At 67.4% G+C, this 18,203-nt stretch carries 15 protein-coding genes and 1 tRNA gene; 1 reads left to right on the top strand and 15 read right to left on the bottom strand.

The genetic code is table 11. From position 1 onward, the window contains the following. Positions 1 to 16: 16 nt before the first annotated feature. The 14 genes from GGR64_RS13760 to thrS form a co-directional block, all read right to left on the bottom strand. Positions 17 to 1,114, bottom strand: coding sequence for an acyltransferase family protein (locus GGR64_RS13760; RefSeq protein ID WP_184646518.1), 1,098 nt, complete (start codon positions 1,112 to 1,114; stop codon positions 17 to 19). Beyond that, positions 1,111 to 2,388: a polysaccharide biosynthesis protein GumE gene (locus GGR64_RS13755; RefSeq protein WP_184646516.1), complete on the bottom strand. Its 1,278-nt coding sequence runs from the start codon at positions 2,386 to 2,388 to the stop codon at positions 1,111 to 1,113. The genes GGR64_RS13760 and GGR64_RS13755 overlap by 4 nt, the downstream gene beginning before the upstream one ends. Before the next feature lie 178 nt (positions 2,389 to 2,566). Next, on the bottom strand, positions 2,567 to 4,027 hold the full coding sequence (locus GGR64_RS13750) for an undecaprenyl-phosphate glucose phosphotransferase (protein ID WP_184646514.1): 1,461 nt from the start codon (positions 4,025 to 4,027) through the stop codon (positions 2,567 to 2,569). Between the two features lie 309 nt (positions 4,028 to 4,336). Continuing rightward, positions 4,337 to 5,773 carry a GumC family protein gene (locus GGR64_RS13745; RefSeq protein ID WP_184646512.1) on the bottom strand — a complete coding sequence of 479 codons (1,437 nt, stop codon included), beginning with the start codon at positions 5,771 to 5,773 and terminating at the stop codon, positions 4,337 to 4,339. After that, positions 5,770 to 6,462 (bottom strand): polysaccharide biosynthesis/export family protein, encoded by a 693-nt coding sequence (locus tag GGR64_RS13740; RefSeq protein WP_048489932.1) that lies wholly within the window; start codon positions 6,460 to 6,462, stop codon positions 5,770 to 5,772. The genes GGR64_RS13745 and GGR64_RS13740 overlap by 4 nt, the downstream gene beginning before the upstream one ends. Positions 6,463 to 7,043: 581 nt before the next feature. Beyond that, a tRNA-Pro gene (locus GGR64_RS13735) sits at positions 7,044 to 7,120 on the bottom strand. A gap of 94 nt (positions 7,121 to 7,214) precedes the next feature. Next, positions 7,215 to 7,571: a MerR family transcriptional regulator gene (locus GGR64_RS13730; RefSeq protein WP_009597860.1), complete on the bottom strand. Its 357-nt coding sequence runs from the start codon at positions 7,569 to 7,571 to the stop codon at positions 7,215 to 7,217. Then, on the bottom strand, positions 7,552 to 7,851 hold the full coding sequence (locus tag GGR64_RS13725; RefSeq protein ID WP_003466661.1) for an integration host factor subunit alpha: 300 nt from the start codon (positions 7,849 to 7,851) through the stop codon (positions 7,552 to 7,554). Before GGR64_RS13725 ends, GGR64_RS13730 begins: the two co-directional genes overlap by 20 nt. 23 nt (positions 7,852 to 7,874) lie before the next feature. After that, positions 7,875 to 10,253 (bottom strand): phenylalanine--tRNA ligase subunit beta, encoded by a 2,379-nt coding sequence (gene pheT / locus GGR64_RS13720; protein WP_184646510.1) that lies wholly within the window; start codon positions 10,251 to 10,253, stop codon positions 7,875 to 7,877. A gap of 119 nt (positions 10,254 to 10,372) precedes the next feature. Next, complete coding sequence (gene pheS, locus GGR64_RS13715; RefSeq protein WP_160967335.1) at positions 10,373 to 11,368, bottom strand: phenylalanine--tRNA ligase subunit alpha; 996 nt, start codon at positions 11,366 to 11,368, stop codon at positions 10,373 to 10,375. Between the two features lie 202 nt (positions 11,369 to 11,570). Continuing rightward, positions 11,571 to 11,930 (bottom strand): 50S ribosomal protein L20, encoded by a 360-nt coding sequence (gene rplT / locus GGR64_RS13710; RefSeq protein ID WP_010342859.1) that lies wholly within the window; start codon positions 11,928 to 11,930, stop codon positions 11,571 to 11,573. 10 nt (positions 11,931 to 11,940) lie between these two features. Next, positions 11,941 to 12,138 carry a 50S ribosomal protein L35 gene (gene rpmI, locus GGR64_RS13705; protein WP_010342861.1) on the bottom strand — a complete coding sequence of 66 codons (198 nt, stop codon included), beginning with the start codon at positions 12,136 to 12,138 and terminating at the stop codon, positions 11,941 to 11,943. A gap of 372 nt (positions 12,139 to 12,510) precedes the next feature. Continuing rightward, complete coding sequence (gene infC / locus GGR64_RS13700; RefSeq protein WP_304412340.1) at positions 12,511 to 13,035, bottom strand: translation initiation factor IF-3; 525 nt, start codon at positions 13,033 to 13,035, stop codon at positions 12,511 to 12,513. A 63-nt stretch (positions 13,036 to 13,098) separates the two neighbouring features. Beyond that, a complete protein-coding gene (gene thrS / locus GGR64_RS13695; protein WP_017911219.1) occupies positions 13,099 to 15,003 on the bottom strand; it encodes a threonine--tRNA ligase in 1,905 nt (634 codons plus the stop codon). Between the two features lie 329 nt (positions 15,004 to 15,332). Between thrS and GGR64_RS13690 the strand changes: the two genes are divergently transcribed. Continuing rightward, positions 15,333 to 16,397, top strand: a complete 1,065-nt coding sequence (locus tag GGR64_RS13690) for a LacI family DNA-binding transcriptional regulator (protein ID WP_160967332.1) — start codon at positions 15,333 to 15,335, stop codon at positions 16,395 to 16,397. 127 nt (positions 16,398 to 16,524) lie between these two features. On the opposite strand, the gene GGR64_RS13685 is transcribed toward GGR64_RS13690, so the two are convergent. Continuing rightward, a complete protein-coding gene (locus GGR64_RS13685; protein WP_184646728.1) occupies positions 16,525 to 18,198 on the bottom strand; it encodes an alpha-amylase family glycosyl hydrolase in 1,674 nt (557 codons plus the stop codon). Between the last annotated feature and the right edge of the window lie 5 nt (positions 18,199 to 18,203).

Raw genomic sequence — 18,203 nt, 5'->3', positions numbered from 1 at the left:
GTCCGCGGCGCCGCCGTCATGCCGTCGCTCCTGCGACCGCGCTGCGCCGCACGCCGATCATCCACGGCGCGACCCGCACCAGCACCGCGCGGATCGGCACGCTGGCCAGCACCGCCAGCACGCTCACCGACACCGCCCAGGCCGGTCCCCAGGCATCGCCGCGGACCAGGCCGGTACGGGCGGCGACGCCGGCCATCACCGAGAACAACAAGGTGTGCGTGCACAGGATCAGCAAGGTATTGCGTCCGATCCACTGCAGCCAGGCCCAGCGCTGCACCAGGCCGGCGATGCACAAGGCCATGGCGCTGCCGAGCAGGCTGGCGGCGAGGAAGCCCAGCGGCGAATCGCCGAACTTGAGCAGGTTCACGTCCACGCGGCCGTTGTGCCAGGCGATCGCGAACCAGGCCGCGCCCAGCAGCACCGCCGCCAGCGCATTGCCGGCCGGCCGTGCCGGCCACCAGTGCGCGCGCGTCGCGGCGAGCGCGCCGATCGCGAAGAAGCACAGCGCCACCGGCAGCACGTCCAGGGAGAACGGCAGGCGCATGTCCTGCCCCGGGAACCAGCAGGCCCAGCCCCAGGCCAGCGGCAGCGACAGCCCGGCCAGGGCCTGCACCGACAGCGTCCGCCGCAGCGCCAGATACGCCAGCGTGGTCACGAACAGCGCCGGCAGGAACCACAGCGCCGGCATCACGTAGAGTTTGGGGCCGATGCCGCTGACCAGGCCCAGCAGCGGCTCCCACCAGGGCCGGTCGCCCCACAGCTGCGCCTTGCTGCCGATATGCCGGGTCAGCGTCCAGTACGCGTAGGCGACGAAGAAGAACGCCACATACGGCAGCAACAGGCTGCGCGCCAGCTTGCCAACCGTGGCCAGAGTCAGTGGGCGATTGCCAAAGGCCTCGCCGACCCAGCCCGACAACAGGAAGAACATCGGCACGTGGAAGCTGTAGGCCAGGATCACGTAGGCATGCGGAATGCCCTTGGCATGGCCGAACACCACCAGCAGGATCGCAATCGCCTTGGCCGCGTCGATGCGCATGTCGCGCGGCACGCTCGCGCGTGCGCTGCGCGCCTGCGCCGGCACCGACGCGGAGACGGCCGTGGCGGGCGCGCTCATGCCGGCACCGCCGGAATCCGCGGGACCGGTGCCGGCCGCGGCGGCACCGCGGACGCATCGCGCAACTGCGGCGCCATCTGCCACAGGCAGCCGCACACGAACCACCACAGCGCCGCGGTCTTGATCGAGAAGTAGCCGTTGGAGACCAGCAGACTCAGCGAGAACGCGAAGATCAGCAGGTTCTTGAACAACTGCCCTTCGATGGTGCGCATCAGCATCGCGAACGAATAGGCCAGCAGGAACGCCAGCACCAGCAGCACCGACTGCGAGGAGATGAAGTAGGCGATGCCGCTGTCGAAGTAGCGGTACGGCTGGTCCACGTCCAGCCCCATCCACGCATCGGCGCTCATCCTGCGGATCGAATCGACGGTGAAGAACACCCGCCCCAGCGTGGTGTCCTCATAGCTCTGGATGCCCGAGGCCCACACCAGCAGCCATGCACCGCCCATCACCGCGAAGAAGATCAGGAAGCCCAGGCGCTGATCCATGCGCAGCAGCAACGGACTCAGCAGCGCCATCATCACGCAGGTGCCGGCGGCCAGGCGTCCGTCCGAGGCCACGATCAGGAAGCCGATCATCGCCACCGAGGCGACGACCGCGAACGGCCGCATCCAGCGCCAGAAGGTCAGCAGGATGGCGGTGAAGAAGATGATGAAGTTGCCCATCGTCACCGGCTCGATGAACACCGAGGAGGCGCGCGGCAGGTTCGACGACGGCAGGAAGTTGCGCGCACCCGGTCGCGTCGCGCTGACGAACAGGTTGCTGTCCTGGTTCCAGAAGCTCGACGCGCTGGCGCCGCGTGCATTGACGAAATAGCTCTTGGGATTGACCACGTCGCCGTAGACCTTGGGCAGCGCCAGTTCGAACACCGCCACCAGCGACACCAGCAGCGCCATGCGCACGAACATGCGCGGCAGCGAGCCGGTATAGGCGGCGCCGAGCAGCAGGAAGGCGAACGGGATCAGCGCATCGCGGAAGAATTTCGGATCCAGCGACCACGCCAGGAACAGGCGCACCAGCATCAGCAGCGCCAACAGGGCGATGCCGGTGAACACCATCGCCAGGCGCTTGCGATCCAGCGCGCGCAGGCCGAGCAGGAAGCAGGCGGCATAGACCGCCAGTTCCACCGCATAGGTCATCGCCGGGCTGACCCGGAACACCTTGGCGTTGATCACCGCCAGCACGAAGTTGTAGCCGATGGCGAACAGCAACACCAGCTCGATCAGCAGGTTGCGGCGCTGCTCGCGCAGCGGCATGTCCGATGCGCTCAGCATGCGCAGCTCCCTGCGGTGGCGATGCATCGCGCGCCAACGCGGCAGCGCGCCGCCGCCAGGCGCGGCACACGGGTGCCGCGCGCGACGTCATTCGGCGCAAGCGGGACAGAAACGACAGCGACGCGGCGGCGACGCCGGCGCTGCTCACGGTCGGCGGGAAGAAGACGCATCGGGCGCATCAGTAGGCGGTCTTCTGCCCGAGCACCTTGAACGCGGTCAGCACGATGATCCGCGTGTCCAGCCACAACGACCAACGGCGGATGTAGTCGAGGTCGTACTGGATGCGCTTCTTCATCGTGCGCAGCTCCGGCGTCTCGCCGCGGAAGCCGTTGACCTGCGCCCAGCCGGTGATGCCCGGCTTCACGTAGTGCCGCTGCATGTAGTGGTGGATCAGCTTTTCGTAGTGGGTGTTGTGCTGCGCGGCATGCGGACGCGGCCCCACCACCGACATGCTGCCGCCCAGGACGTTGAACAGTTGCGGCAGCTCGTCCAGGCTGGTCCGGCGCAGGAACGCACCGAAGCGGGTCACCCGGCTGTCGCCGCGCGTGGCCTGCACCACCACCTCGCTGGGCTCCTGCTGCACGCGCATGGAGCGGAACTTGTACATGTAGAACTCGCGCCCGCCCAGGCCGTGGCGGCGCTGGCGGAAGAACACCGGGCCCGGCGAGCTCAGCTTCACGCCCACCGCGATCGCCAGCATCAGTGGCCACAACACGGCCAGCGCGGCCAGGGCCACCAGCTTGTCCTGCAGCGCCTTGGCGACCACGAAGTAGGTGTTGCGGTCCACGCCGCCCTGGCGCAGGTTGATCACCGGCACGTTGCCGATCTGGTCGCCGGACTGGTTGAGCATGCCGAAGTCGAACAGGTCGGGGATCAGCCGGACCTGGATCGGATAGCGGTCCATGCGCTGCAGCAGTTGTTTGATGTGGTCGCGTTCGCCCAGCGGCAGCGAGATCCACACCTGCTCGACCTGGTGGTCGTCGAGGTAGTCGATCAGCGCGTCCGCGGTGCCTTCGCCCAGGCACTGCAGCTTCTGCGGATGGTCGGCCACCGACAGGTCGTAGTCGCTGCTGAAGTAGCCCATCACCTGCATGCCGACCCAGGGATTGCGGCTCAGGTAGTTGTGGATCTTCACCACCGGATGGCGCAGGCCGACCACCACCACCCGCTGCACGTCCACACCTTCGGAGCGCAGCCGGTTGAGCACGCCGCGCACCACCGTGCGCGAGAACAGCAGCGTCGCCAGGCTGGTGACGAACCAAGTGCCGATCCACAGCCGCGAGACCTGCTGGCCGAACTGCACGACGAAGGCGTGCACCGCGAACAGCGCGAACACGCCACCGCAGGCCAGGCTCAACACCATCATTTCGCGCAGCAGGCCGCGCCCGCGCCAACTGCGGTACAGCGGGAACAGCGCGAAGCAGATCACTGCGTACAGCAGGGTGGTGCCGATCGCCACCCGGTACGCCGGTTCCGGCATCCAGGTGCCGAACAGCAACCGATGGGTCAGCAAGGCGCCGCCGACCATGACGGTCAGGTCGGAGACGCGCAGCAGGATGTCTGCCGCGGCCGCGTACTTGGACAGCATGCGCGGCGAGGAGGTCGTATAGGTGGCGCTACTCAGGTCTGCCAAAAGCATGATCGGGATTCCTATCCAAACCCGGTCGATCGGCATGCGGGGGAACATGCGACGCCGCCGGGCCTCGATTTCGCCTGCCTATGGACCGCTGCGGCGCCTCCCTCGCCGACCCCAGGTCCACGGCAGCCCGTGACTACTTCAACAGAAGAACGTCTTCGTACAACCGCGCTGGAAAATAATGGAGCACCTCATTGCCTAGCTGAACCACGTATCACCTCACTGAAGACTGTGCGTCGAACCGATGCCGATGTGTGCGTTGCGGCACGCGCTCGCGCCATGCGCGGTGCGGCGCGCCATCGCGCTGCGACATCACGCCGAAGCCGCCGCCGCGGCTTCGGCCTCGCGGATGAAGTAGCGCACCAGCGCCACCGCCACCGCCAGGAACAAGCCGAACACGAAGGCCAGCGCCAGGCCGAGCAGCTTCTTCGGCGAACTCGGCTTGCCCGGCACATCGGCGCGGTCGACGATGGAAATGTTGTTGGTGCCCACGTTGCCGACCACGCCGATCTCCTTGTAGCGCTGCAGCAGCGCGTCGTAGAGCTGGCGGTTGGTGTCGGCCTCGCGGCGCAGCATGGTGTAGCGGATGCTGCGGGTCTGCAGGTCAAGTTCGTCGTTCTTCAGTGCGGCGATGCGGTCGGCGAGCAGCGTCTCCTGCTGCCGCGCCGCTTCGTAGTCGTTCTTCAGCGCACCGCGGATGTTGGCGATCTCGTCGGCGATCTGCCGCTTGGTCTCGGCGATCTGGTTCTGCAGGCGCTGCATTTCCGGATAGCCGGGCTGGAACGTGGCCAGCTTCTGCTGGTAGTCGGCGGTCAGCTTGGCCTGTTCGGTACGCAGGCTCTGGATCAACGGGTTGCTGACCACCTGCGGCAGGCCCATGCCGTCGCCGATGCCGGCCTGGCGCCAGGCCGCCTCGGCCTTGATCCGCGCGTCCTGCGCCGCGGCCAGGCGCACATTCAGCTCGCTCATGTTCTGTGTCGGCAGCGACGGCTTGTCCTCGCCCATCGACACGATCTGTTCCTGGCTGGAATAGTCGACCGCGTTCTTCTCCGACTCCTCGACCTTGTCGCGCAGTTGCGCCAGGCGCTCGGACAGGTAGCGCGCCGCGAACGAGGACGCCTGCAGCCGGCGTTCCTGGGTCGAGGCGATGAACATCTTGGCGTAGGTGTTGGCCACGCGCGTGGCCAGCACGCGATCGGGCGAATCGAAATTGATCCGCACCAGGCGCGAGTCGCGGACCGGCTCGATGGTCAACGCGTCCAGCACCGGTCCAACCAGCGCATTCTCGGCCGCGGCGGCACGCGCCTGCGGCGTCGGCGCAAGCCCGTCGCCGTTGTCCTGCAGCTTCTCCAGGGCTTCGTCGACCAGCGGCTTGAACGCCGGCGCCTGGGTCAGCTTGGCCTCGCGGATCACCTGCCGCGCCAGCGAACGGCTGCCGAGCAGTTCGTACTGGGTCTGGTAGAAGTCGCGGTCCTGCGGCGACTCCACCGGCATCAGGTTGGCGACGTTGGCGACGTTGAGCGATTCGCGCTCGATCTGCAGCACGCTGGTGGCGCGGTACTTGGGCGTCATCAGCAGCATCACCAGCAGCGCCAGCAGCACCACGGCGGCGGTGATGCCGACGATCAGCCAACGCTGGCGGTACAGCGCATTCCAGTAATCCAGCAGGCCGATGTCGGCCGGGCTCAGCGGCGCGGCCACCGGGCGCGGACGCGGCGCGGAGGCGGGAGGCAAGGTGGAGGCGCTCATCGGTAGGCCCTCCAGACCATCACGAACGGGGTCAGTTGCACCACGGTACGCAGCAACACCAGCGCATCGGAGCGGTACACCACCACGATGTCGCCGCCGTAGATCGCCGGATCGGGCGCCGCGCCCTTCTGGATATCGCGCAGATCGAAACGGGCCAGCATCTTCTGCCCGCCGACGGTACGGAACACCACCACGTTGCCGCGGCTGGCCACGTCGCTCACGCCCTTGCCCAGCGACAGCGCCTGCTGCAGGGTCAGCGCGGAGCCCTGGATGGGATAGATGCCCGGCTCGCTGACCGCGCCGGTGACCGTGACCCGGTTGCCGGTGAACTCGTCCACCAGCACCGATACCTGCGGGTTCTGCAGATAGCCGTTGCGGTAGCGGTCGGCGATCTCCTTCTGCAAGGCATTGACGCTGGAGCCGGCGGCCTTGACGTCGCCGATCAGCGGCAGCGAGATGCGGCCCTCGTTGTCGACCCGCACCTGGCGCTCCAGATCGTCGACCTGGAACACCTTGACCGTGAGCAGGTCGCCCGGGCCGAGCAGGTATTCCGGCTTGCCCATGGACGCGGCAAGCGGATCGCCCGGCGGCAGGTCCGAACGCATCGCCGGCCCGCTGTTGCATGCCGACAGCAGCGCCAGGCAGAAAAGGGCCAGCGCCCAATGGAAGGTCACGGAGAGTTTACCCATGCGCGATGCTGATGCCCTCTGTCGAATGGTTTTCGAAGCGCCGCACTCGTCCAGCCGGCCAGGGTTCCCTCCCGGCCGGAGAATGATCACGGTGTCAATTCCTGCCTGGGACGAACGGCCCTGGCCAACAGCGAAGCTTCGTGTTGCAACGCACTATGGCACAGGCATCTGCCGTCACCAAGGCGTTACCCGACATTTTTTTGACGCAGTAACAGCAAGGTTCAACTACATGTCCGGCGATTCAGCCTGGCAAGGGCCCGTGAACGTTCCATCGACGCGGTGTTAACGTGACCAATGTCAATGCATTGACGCTGCACTGCTCCCAGTTCTGACGGGGCTTTCCGTTCCGGCTGGGCGACGGCGCGGCGCTGGAACGGCGCACTACCGCGCTTTTTGTCTACGGCGACGTGCTCGCCGCCCCTCGCGGCGTTACAGATCGCCACGTGTGGCGACCCCGACACGCAACCGGCATGCGCGCCGGGCGTCCAAACGCCGCATCCCGATCAGCTCTCCAGCCAGCCCCAGCCTTCCTCGCGACCAAAACAAAAAGGCCCATGTCATGGACATGGGCCTTCGAAAGATGGTCGGGGTAGCCGGATTCGAACCGACGACCACTAGTCCCCCAGACTAGTGCGCTACCAGGCTGCGCTATACCCCGGTGTGTTGCGTCTCCGCCGTCATGACGGACCCGCCTTGCGGCGAGCTGGCGATTATAGCGGGTTTGCGGCGGCCATTCCTAGCGCTGGCCCGACTCACCGCCGCAGCAACTGCAGGACTTCTTCCAGCTCCTGCCGCACCTGCTTGATGATCTGGTTGCTCAGCGCCGATTCCTGGCGGGCACCCTCGCCTTCCAGGCGCAGCCGCGCACCGCCGATGGTGTAGCCCTGTTCGTACAGCAGGCTGCGGATCTGCCGCACCATCAGCACGTCGTGGCGCTGGTAGTAGCGTCGGTTGCCGCGCCGCTTGACCGGTTCCAGGCTGGGGAATTCGGTTTCCCAGTAGCGCAGCACGTGCGGCTTGACGTCGCACAGCTCGCTGACCTCACCGATGGTGAAGTAGCGCTTGGCCGGAATCGGCGGAAGTTCGCGGTTACTGCCCGGGTCCAGCATAAGCCTCCACTCGCTCCTTGAGCTTCTGTCCAGGACGGAAGGTCACCACCGTCCGCGCCGAAATCGGGATCTCTTCGCCGGTCTTGGGATTGCGGCCGGGCCGTTGGTTCTTGCGGCGCAGGTCGAAGTTGCCGAAACCGGACAACTTCACCTGCCGCCCCTGCTCGAGCGCATCGCGCAGCACGTCGAAGAACGCATCGACGAATTCCTTGGCCTCGCGCTTGTTCAGCCCGACTTCGTCGAACAACCGCTCGGCCATTTCCGCTTTGGTCAACGCCATTGCCCTGCTATCCCCTGTACGTCTCAACCACGCATCCGCGCGTCGTGTTCGCGCGCCAGCGCGGCCACGGCATCGGCGACCACCGCCTCCACGTCGCGGTCTGTCAGAGTGCGCGTGTTGTCCTGCAAAATCAAGCCCATAGCGAGACTCTTGCAACCAGCCTCGACCCCCGCGCCGACGTAGCGGTCGAACAGCACCACCTCGCGCAGCAAGGGCCCCACCGCCGCACGCACGCTGCGCGCCAGCGCCGCCCAACTCACCGCGTCCGGCACCACGAAGGCCAGGTCGCGACGCACCGACGGGAACCGCGACAGCTCGGCGGCGCGCGGCAGGGCGCGCGCGGCCAGCGGCGCCAGGTCCAGCTCGAACGCCAGCACGTCCACGTCGATCTGCATCGCCTGCAGCAGCCGCGGATGCAGCTGGCCGATCCAGCCGATCCGGGTTTCGTCGCGATAGACGTCGGCCGAACGGGCCGGATGCGCGAACGGGTGCGTCGACGCACGGTAGTCCAGGCGCGCGCCGGAGGCCGCGGCCAATGCGTCCAGGTCGCCCTTGAGGTCGTGGAAATCGACCTTGCGCGCCGGCAGGCCCCACTGCAGGGCGTCGGCATCGCCGCACACGGCCGCCGCCACGCGCTGGGTCTCGGTCGGCGCCGCGCCGGCCTCCGCCGCCGCGGCGAACACCTTGCCCAGCTCGAACAGACGCACGCGCCCGGCCTGGCGCGCGACGTTGCGGCCCAGCGCGGCGACCAGCCCCGGCAACAGCGACGGGCGCATCACCGCCAGTTCGGCGCTGAGCGGATTGGCCAGCGCCACGCGCCCGTCGTGCAGGCCCCACTGGTCCAGCAGCGCGGCATCGACGAAGGCGTAGTTGATGGTTTCGAGCAGATCGCGCGCCAGCAACTGGCGGCGCACGCTGCGCTCGTCCAGTTGGATCTCGCTATCCATGGCGATGCGGGTGGCGCCGCCGGGCAAGGTGGTCGGCAAACGGTCATAACCGTGGATGCGCGCCAGTTCCTCGATCAGGTCCTCTTCCAGCGCGATGTCGAAGCGACGGCTCGGCGCGGTGACCTGCCATCCATCGGCCGAGGCGGCCACGTCCATGCCCAGCGCGCGCAGGATGCGCTCCACGTCGGCATCGGCGATCTCGATGCCGAGCACGCGCAGGATGCGCGCGCGGCGCAGCGCGATCGGCGCCGGCGTCGGCAGGAACTCCGGCAACTCGGCCTCGACCACCGGGCCGGCACGTCCGCCGGCCAGCTCCAGCACCAACCGCGTGGCCAACTCCAGCGCCTGCCGCGGCAATGCCGGGTCCACGCCGCGCTCGAAACGGTGACCGGCATCGGTGTGCAGGCCGAGCTTGCGGCCGCGGCCCATGATCGCCGCCGGGGCGAAATGCGCGGCCTCCAGGAACACGTGCCGAGTGGTCTCGGTGACACGGGTGGCCTGGCCGCCCATCAACCCAGCCAGCGCCACCGGCCGATCGGCATCGGTGACCAGCAGGAACCCCGGATCCAGCGCGGCCTCGCGGCCATCGAGCAGGGTCAGGGTCTCGCCGGCGCGCGCGTGACGCACACCGACCGGGCCCTGCAACGTGTCCAAGTCGAACGCATGCATCGGCTGGCCCAGTTCCAGCATCACGTACTGGGTGATGTCCACCAGCAGCGACACAGGGCGCACACCGCTGCGGCGCAGGCGCTCGGCCATCCACAGCGGCGTCTTCGCCGCCGCATCCAGGTCCTCGACCACGCGGCCGCAGTAACGCGGCGCGTCGGCGCCCGCCCCCAGCGCGACCGGCAGCGTGCGCTCGCTGCTCACTGCGACCGGCGCCACCACCAGCGGCAGCACGTCGCTGCCGCAGGCCGCGGCCACGTCGTAGGCGATGCCGCGCACGCCGAAGCAGTCGGCACGGTTGGGGGTGAGCTTGATCTCGATGCTGGCGTCGGGCAGGCCCAGATACTCGGTCAGCGCCTGGCCGATCGGCGCATCGTCGGGCAGTTCGAACAGGCCCGACGCGTCGCTGTCCAGGCCCAGCTCCTTGGCCGAACACAGCATGCCGTTGGATTCGACCCCGCGCAGCTTGGCCGGCTTGATCGCGATGCCGCCGACCTGGGCGCCGACCAGCGCCAGCGGCGCAACCAGTCCGGCGCGCGCATTGGGCGCGCCGCAGACGATCTGCAGCAGCTCGCCGTGTCCGGCATCGACCCGGCACACCTGCAGCCGGTCGGCCTCGGGATGCGGCGCGGCCTCGACGATCCGCGCCACCACCACCTGCTGCAGGCCGTCGCCGAGCGACACGACCTCCTCGACCTCCAGGCCGATCGCGGTCAGGGTGGCCACAAGCTGCTCGCGCGAGGCCTGGGTCGGAACGTGGCTACGCAGCCAGTTTTCGCTGAATTTCATTGGGGAGCCGGGATTGGGGATTCGGGAGTGGGGATTCGTAAGAGCGGGTCAAGCGAGATCCGGAAGCCGCGTGGACCCGCTTTCGCGAATCCCCACTCCCGAATCCCGAATCCCCGCCCTCAAGCGAACTGCCGCAGGAACCGCACGTCGTTCTCGAAGAAGGCGCGCAGGTCGTTGACGCCGTAGCGCAGCATCGCGAAGCGCTCCACGCCCATGCCGAAGGCGAAGCCGGTGTAGCGCTCCGGGTCGATGCCGACGTTGCGCAGCACGTTCGGGTGCACCATGCCGCAGCCGAGCACCTCCAGCCAGCGGGTGCTGCCGTCGGGCTGCTGCCAGGCGATGTCGACCTCGGCGCCGGGTTCGACGAAGGGGAAGTAGCTGGGACGGAAGCGCATCTGGAAATCGCGCTCGAAGAACGCGCGCACGAACTCGGCCAGGGTGCCCTTGAGGTCGGCGAAGGTCGCGTGCTCGTCGACCAGCAGGCCTTCGACCTGGTGGAACATCGGCGAATGGGTCTGGTCGCTGTCGCTGCGGTAGACCTTGCCGGCGGCGATCATGCGCAGCGGCGGCGCATGCTCACCCATGTAGCGCACCTGCACGCCCGAGGTATGGGTGCGCAGCAGGCGGCCATCGCCGAAATAGAAGGTGTCGTGCATCGCCCGCGCCGGGTGGTGCGGCGGGAAGTTCAGCGCCTCGAAGTTGTGCCAGTCGTCCTCGATCTCGGGGCCGTCGGACAGTTCGTAGCCCAGCCGCGCGAAGATCTCGGTGATGCGCTCCAGGGTGCGGGTGACCGGATGCAGCCCGCCGCGTTCGCCGCGCCGGCCCGGCAGGGTCACGTCGATGCGCTCGGCGGCCAGGCGTGCGTCCAGCGCCGCGGTTTCCAGCAGCGCGCGGCGCTCGGCCAGCGCGGCGGATACCGTGTCGCGCGCGCGATTGATCGCCTCGCCGGCCAGCTTGCGCTGCTCCGGCGCCAGCGCGCCGAGCTGCTTGAGCTGGGCGGTGATGCTGCCGCTCTTGCCGAGCAGCGCGACCCGCAGTTGCTCCAGCGCCTCCGGACTCTGCGCCGCGGCGATGTCCGCCAGCGCCTGCCCGCTCAGGGAATCGATCTCACTCATTGCACTCGCGCCTCACTGCTCCGGCCGAACCCGTGGCCACCGTGTCCCGCCGATGCGGAACCTCCCTACCCGGCAGGCGCCCCGTCGCCGGGACGCCCAAAAACGCAAAAGGGGAAGGACTTGCGCCCTTCCCCTGCATGACTGCGATTGCTCCCGCCGAACACCCGCACATGAATGTGCGGGTTTCTGCGGGGACTCGCACTTATGCCGCCAGCGCGCCCTTCGCCTTCTCCGCCAGGGCGGCAAAGCCCTGCGCGTCGTGCACGGCGATGTCCGCCAGCACCTTGCGGTCGAGGGTGATGCCAGCCTTGAGCAGGCCGTTCATGAAACGGCTGTAGCTCATGCCGTTGATGCGGGCCGCCGCATTGATGCGGGTGATCCACAGCGAACGGAAATTGCGCTTCTTCTGCTTGCGGCCGATGTAGGCGTACTGCTGCGCCTTGATCACCGCCTGCTTGGCGACGCGGAAGACCTTGCGACGGGCGTTGTAATAGCCCTTGGCGAGGTTCAGAACTTTCTTGTGACGGCGGCGCGCCTGGACGCCACGCTTGACTCGAGCCATGGTTCAGTCCTCAGAGGTAGGGAAGCATACGGTCAAGACGGCCTGCGTCCTCGGCACGGACGTGGTTCGTCTGCCGCAGGTTGCGCTTCCGCTTGGTCGCTTTCTTGGTGAGGATGTGGCTACGGTTGGCGTGGCCGGCCTTGTACTTGCCGGAGGCGGTCTTGCGGAAACGCTTGGCCGCCGCCCGGTTGGTCTTGATCTTGGGCATTGCAATGTCCTTGATGGTGTTTTGTCACTGGTCAGGGCGGTGGCTGCGCCACACTTTCCGTCCGTGCCCTTACCTGCTTGTAAGCCCTTGATCCACTGAGGATCCGGGCGGGTCCTATTGCCGCGCGAGCGGCAAACCCGATGAACTGGGCCGCGCATTATGCCAGGGCTTGGAATGCCTTGCAAATCATGCAGTTTGGGTGGCGCGCACTGGCGCGCCGCGATTCGGGAATGGAGCATCGGAAACGGCGCGCACCACGCAACCACGCAGCCTGCGTCGGGGCAAAAACGCCGGGATTACGATGCCAGTGGGCGCCGTGGGCGCCCGGTTGGTCGCGCGCCCGCGTTGGGCGGGGCGCGATCCTGGCCTGCGTCAGCGCTTCTTCGGCGCGATCATCATCACCATCTGCCGGCCTTCCAGGCGCGGACGCGATTCGATGACGATGTCTTCGCCCAGATCGGCCTCGATCCGCGCGGCCATTTCGCGGCCGAGCTCCTGATGGCTCATCTCGCGACCGCGGAAGCGGATGTTGACCTTGACCTTGTCGCCTTCCTCGATGAAGCGGCGCATGTTGCGCAGCTTGATCTGGTAATCGCCTTCGTCCGTGACCGGACGGAACTTGATTTCCTTGATCTCGACCTGCTTGGTCTTCTTCTTGGCTTCGTTGGCCTTTTTCTGCTGCTCGAACTTGAACTTGCCGAAGTCCATGATCTTGCAGACCGGCGGATCGGCTTGCGGCTGGATCTCGACCAGGTCGAGTCCGTCCTCTTCGGCCAGCGCCAGCGCTTCGTCGCGGGTCAACACGCCGACCATCTCGCCGTCCGCGCCGATCACGCGCACGCGCGGCACGCGGATCTCTTGGTTCTTGCGGTTCTGTTTGTTGTCAGGGGTACTGATGTTGCAATCTCCCAGGGGAATCGGACTGGTGCGGACGGAGGCTCCGTCCGCGCCAGGGTGGTGTCACGCCAACTGCTCGGCGCGCAGCCGTTCGGCGAAGGCGGCGACCGACATGGTGCCCAGATCCTCCCCCGATCGCGTACGGACCGCAATCGCGCCGTTTTCCGTCTCGCGGTCACCTGCGACCAACAGGTACGGCACCCGCTGCAGCGTGTGTTCGCGAATCTTATAACCGATTTTTTCGTTCCGCAAATCGGCCTCGATGCGGAAGCCTTGATTTGCAAGGAGTTTCCGCACGTTGTCTACATAGTCTGCCTGCGCGTCGGTGATGTTCATGACCACGGCCTGCACCGGCGCCAGCCAAGCCGGGAACATGCCGGCATGGTGCTCGATCAGGATGCCGATGAACCGCTCCATCGAGCCGACGATGGCCCGGTGCAGCATGACCGGATGTTTCTTCTGGCTATGCTCGTCCACGTACTCGGCGCCGAGGCGGCCGGGCATCATGAAATCCACCTGCATGGTGCCGAGTTGCCAGGTGCGGCCGATCGCGTCCTTCAGGTGGTACTCGATCTTCGGGCCGTAGAAGGCGCCCTCGCCCGGCAGTTCCTGCCACTCCACCCCGCAGGCGCCGAGCGCGGCGCGCAGCGCGGCCTCGGCCTTGTCCCAGGTGGCGTCGTCGCCGAGGCGCTTTTCCGGGCGCAAGGCGATCTTGATCTGGATGTCGTCGAAGCCGAAGTCGCCGTACACCTTCAACGCCTGCTGGTGGAAGGCGGTGACCTCGGCCTCGATCTGCTGCTCGGTACAGAAGATGTGGCCGTCGTCCTGGGTGAAACCGCGCACGCGCAGGATGCCGTGCAGCGCGCCGGACGGCTCGTTGCGATGGCAGGCGCCGAACTCGCCGTAGCGGATCGGCAGGTCGCGGTAGCTGTGCAGGCCCTGGTTGAACACCTGCACGTGGCCCGGGCAGTTCATCGGCTTGACCGCGTAGGTGCGCTTCTCCGACTCGGTGAAGAACATGTTGTCCTGGTAGTTGTCCCAGTGGCCGGACTTCTGCCACAGCGACACGTCCAGGATCTGCGGGCAACGCACCTCGCCGTAGCCGCTGTCGCGGTAGACCTTGCGCATGTACTGCTCGACCACCTGCCAGATCGACCAGCCCTTCGGGTGCCAGAACACCAGGCCCGGGCCCTCTTCCTGCAGGTGGAACAGGTCCTGCTGCTTGCCGATCTTGCGGTGGTCGCGCTTGTCGGCTTCCTCCATGCGCAGGATGTAGGCCTCGAGTTGCTTCTTGTCGGCCCAGGCGGTGCCGTAGATGCGCTGCAGCTGCTCGTTCTTGGCGTCGCCGCGCCAGTAGGCGCCGGAGATGCGGGTCAGCTTGAAGGCTTTGAGGAAGCGCGTGTTCGGCACGTGCGGACCGCGGCACATGTCCACGTATTCCTGGTGGTAGTACAGGCCCATCGCGGTGACGTCGTCGGGCATGTCCTCGATCAGGCGCAACTTGTAGTCCTCGCCGCGCTGCTTGAACAGCTCGATCACCTCGGCACGCGGAGTGACCTTCTTGATCACGTCGTAGTCCTGCGCGATCAGTTCCTGCATGCGCTTCTCGATCGCCGCCATGTCCTCGGGGGTGAACGGGCGCTCGCTGTAGATGTCGTAGTAGAAGCCCTCGGCGATGACCGGGCCGATCACCATCTTGACCTCGGGATACAGCTGCTTGACCGCGTGGCCGACCAGGTGCGCGCAGGAGTGGCGGATGATCTCCACGCCCTCGGCGTCCTTGGCGGTGATCAGGCGCAGGCTGGCGTCATGGTCGATGAGGTCGCAGGCGTCGACCAGGCGGCCGTCGACCTGGCCAGCGATGGTGGCCTTGGCCAGGCCGGGGCCGATGGACTGGGCCACGTCCATGGGGCTGACGGGATGTTCGAATTCGCGGCGGCTGCCGTCGGGGAGCGTAATCGTGATCATGGGAGTCGGCGAAAAGGGAAACGGGGGGACGGCGTCCACGCCATCGTGGTGGCAGTCGAGGCAGGGCGCGGGACAGAAAGAAGGCGCCACAAGGGCGCCTGCTCGGACAGCCTTGGGCGGGAACTCAAGCGAGGGCGGTGGTAGTGCTCATGTCGCACGCTCGGCCGGCGTCGCCGCGGGCCACCCAGGTCCGGATCAGGTGATTGGGACGATGGTAAACCACTCTTTTTCAAAACGATACCTTTTGGCAACTGCCTGAGGCCCGCGAAGAGAGGACGCCACCACCCTTCTCGCTGCAGCGCAGCAAGAGCTGCGGCAGGCGCCATGGCATGCTTCGACCACGTTTTCTCCGCAACGGACGCGCCATCATCAAAGGCAAGGCCACATCGCTGGACATCGCCTACCTGGCAGGCGTATCGCAACCCACGGTCTCGCGCGCGTTGCGCGGCAGCCCGGCGGTCAATGAGCAGACCCGGCGCAAGATCCTGGCGATCGCGCGCGAGCTGAACTACAAGGTCGACAAGCACGCCTCCAGCCTGCGCCTGCGCAATGCCGGCACCCTGGCGCTGCTGTTCTTCGAAGATCCGACCACCGACGACTCGCTGATCAACCCGTTCTTCCACTCGATGCTGGGCTCGATCACCCGCGCCTGCGCCCGCCATGGCTACGACCTGCTGGTGTCGTTCCAGCAGTTGTCGGACAACTGGCGCGCCGACTACGGCGACAGCCAGAAGGCCGATGGCCTGATCCTGCTCGGCTACGGCGACTACCTGCAGGCGCAGCAACGGCTGCAGCACCTGGTCGACCAGGGCACCCATTTCGTACGCTGGGGCGCAGTGCTGCCCGGGCAGCCCGGGGTGTCGATCGGCAGCGACAACTTCCAGGGCGGGCACGACATCACCGCACACCTGCTGGCGCAGGGCCGCCGCCGCGTCGCCTTCCTCGGCGACGCCTCCAACCATTACCCCGAGTTCCTGGAGCGCTACCGCGGCCATCTGCAGGCGCTGCACGCGGCCGGCGCCGAGGCCACGCCGGCACTGCAGGTCGATGCGATCACTACCGAGCAGTCCGGCTACGAGGCCGCCCTGGCCCTGCTGGGGCGCGGCGAGCGCTTCGATGCGCTGTTCGCCGCCAGCGACCTGATCGCGATCGGCGCGCTGAAAGCCTTGCGCGAGCACGGCCTGCGCGTGCCCGAGGACGTGGCCCTGGCCGGCTTCGACGACATTCCTGTCGCCGCCAGCGTCGATCCGGCGCTGTCGACGGTGCAGCAGGACACCAAGCTGGCCGGTGCGGTGCTGGTGGACACCTTGCTGGCGCAGATCGCCGGGCAGCCAGTGAGCAGCCGCACCCTGCCGGTGACGCTGGCGCTGCGCGGTTCTTCGCTGCGCAGTTGACATTGCCGGCCTGCGTCACGGCAGCGCATCGGCCTGTCAGCTGCCTGAAAGGGCCGGAACCCGACGCGAGGCGCCCACGCCGGGTCCTGCAGGCAGGCGCGACGACGCAACGCCTGCCACGTCGCGCTCAGGGCGTCGGCGCAACCCCGTCCTTGGCCGCCATCAGCCAGCGCAGCCGCGCGCGCAGGTCCGGGCGCACGATCGGCGCATCGGACAGGAACACGCGCACGCCGTGTGCCGGCACCTCGGCGCGCAGCGCATCCGTTACCTCGATAGCGCTGCCATCGAAGCCGTCGTGCCAGGTGCCGGGCTGCAGGTAGCGGCGCACCTCCATCGTCCGTGGCGCATCGCTCTTGTTCAGCAGCACCAGTGCGGTCTGGATGCTGCCCGCGTGCTGGAACACCCGGTAGAACACCGCCTCGTCGCCGGATAACTGCAGGTTGAGCTGCAGGCCGCGCTGCAGCGCGGGGCTGCGCTGGCGCAGCGTGGCGATGCGTCGCAACGGCGCGAAGATCGGGCTGGATGGCGCGGCGTTCACCCGCGCCTGACCGAAGTAGTTGCGGTTGCCGGCGTGCTCGGCGCGGCCGCGCATGAAGCCGGTCTCCGAGCCGTAGTAGATCACCGGGATGCCGCGCGCGGTGAACAGCCAGTTGTGCGCGTCGATGAAGCCGGCGTCGCTGGCATCCAGCCGCGCCATATCGTGGTTGTCGTAAAAGGTCATCAACTCGTACGGATTGGCGTACGGGCCACGCTCCAGATACAGCGCCGGCTGCAGCGTTTCGTAGCCGCGCTGGGCGTGGCCGAACGTCGCCGCCAGCGCCTGCTTGAGCGGGAAATCCAGCACGCTGACGCCCGCATTACTGGCCCAGGTGTGGCCGGCGATCTTGTGCGCGTTGTAGTCGAAGTCCTCGCCGAACATGAACATGCCCGGGCGCTGCGCGCGGATGCGGCGCACGAACTCGTGCCAGAAGCTGTCCGGCATCCAGCCGATCGTGTCGATGCGGAACGCGTCGGCGCCCTGCCCCAGCCACTGCGAGTAAGCGCCGACCAGATACTCCATCACCGCCGGATTGCGCTCGTTGAAATCGGACAACTGCGCCAGGTTGCCGCCGGTGTTGTAGAACGCGTGCAGCGGGTTGTGCGCCGGGTCCAGCTTGGACGGCGGCAGGTTCTGGTGGTCGGCGATGAGTTTGCCGTCGCGGTCGAACACCTGGCCGAACATCGGCTGCCGCTTGGGCATGGTCCAGGCCGGCGAGCCGTGATTGCCGACGATGTCCAGCACCACCTTCAGTTGCTGCGCGTGCATGGCCTGGGTAAAGCCGGCGAAATCCAGCCCCGGGCTCGGCAGATGCTCGTCGAGCTTGTAGAAGTTCACACCCCAGTAGCCGTGGTAGCCGGTCTTGCCGCGGTCGCTCAGCGAGCTGCCCCAGGTGATCGGCTTGCCGCCGGTGAAGGCCTCGTCCGGGTTGTCGACGATGGGGGTGATCCACACCGCGCCGAAGCCCAGGTCGCGGATGTAGCCGGCGTTGTCGACCACGCCCTTGAAGTCGCCGCCGAGGTAGCCGATGTTGTCGCTCTCGCCCGGCGGCGCCGGGATCGGGATGTCGAAGGTGCGGTGCGCGCCGCCCTGGTCGCGATGATCGTTGCCCGGGTCGCCGTTGACGAAGCGGTCGGTGACCACGAAGTACACCGCCTCGCTGGCGAACGGCTCCAGCGTGCCGTAGAACTCCTCCTGCGCCGGCGCCTGCGCCTGCGCCGACCCAGCGCAGGCACCCAGCAGGGCCAGCGCCAACAACGACATCCGAT

Origin of the sequence: Xanthomonas sp. 3307 (assembly GCF_014199735.1) — a bacterium.
In the GTDB taxonomy this organism is placed as follows: Bacteria; Pseudomonadota; Gammaproteobacteria; order Xanthomonadales; family Xanthomonadaceae; genus Xanthomonas_A; species Xanthomonas_A rydalmerensis.
Note: the sequence above shows the minus strand (reverse complement) of the source record. Positions and strands in the feature narration are given on the sequence as shown.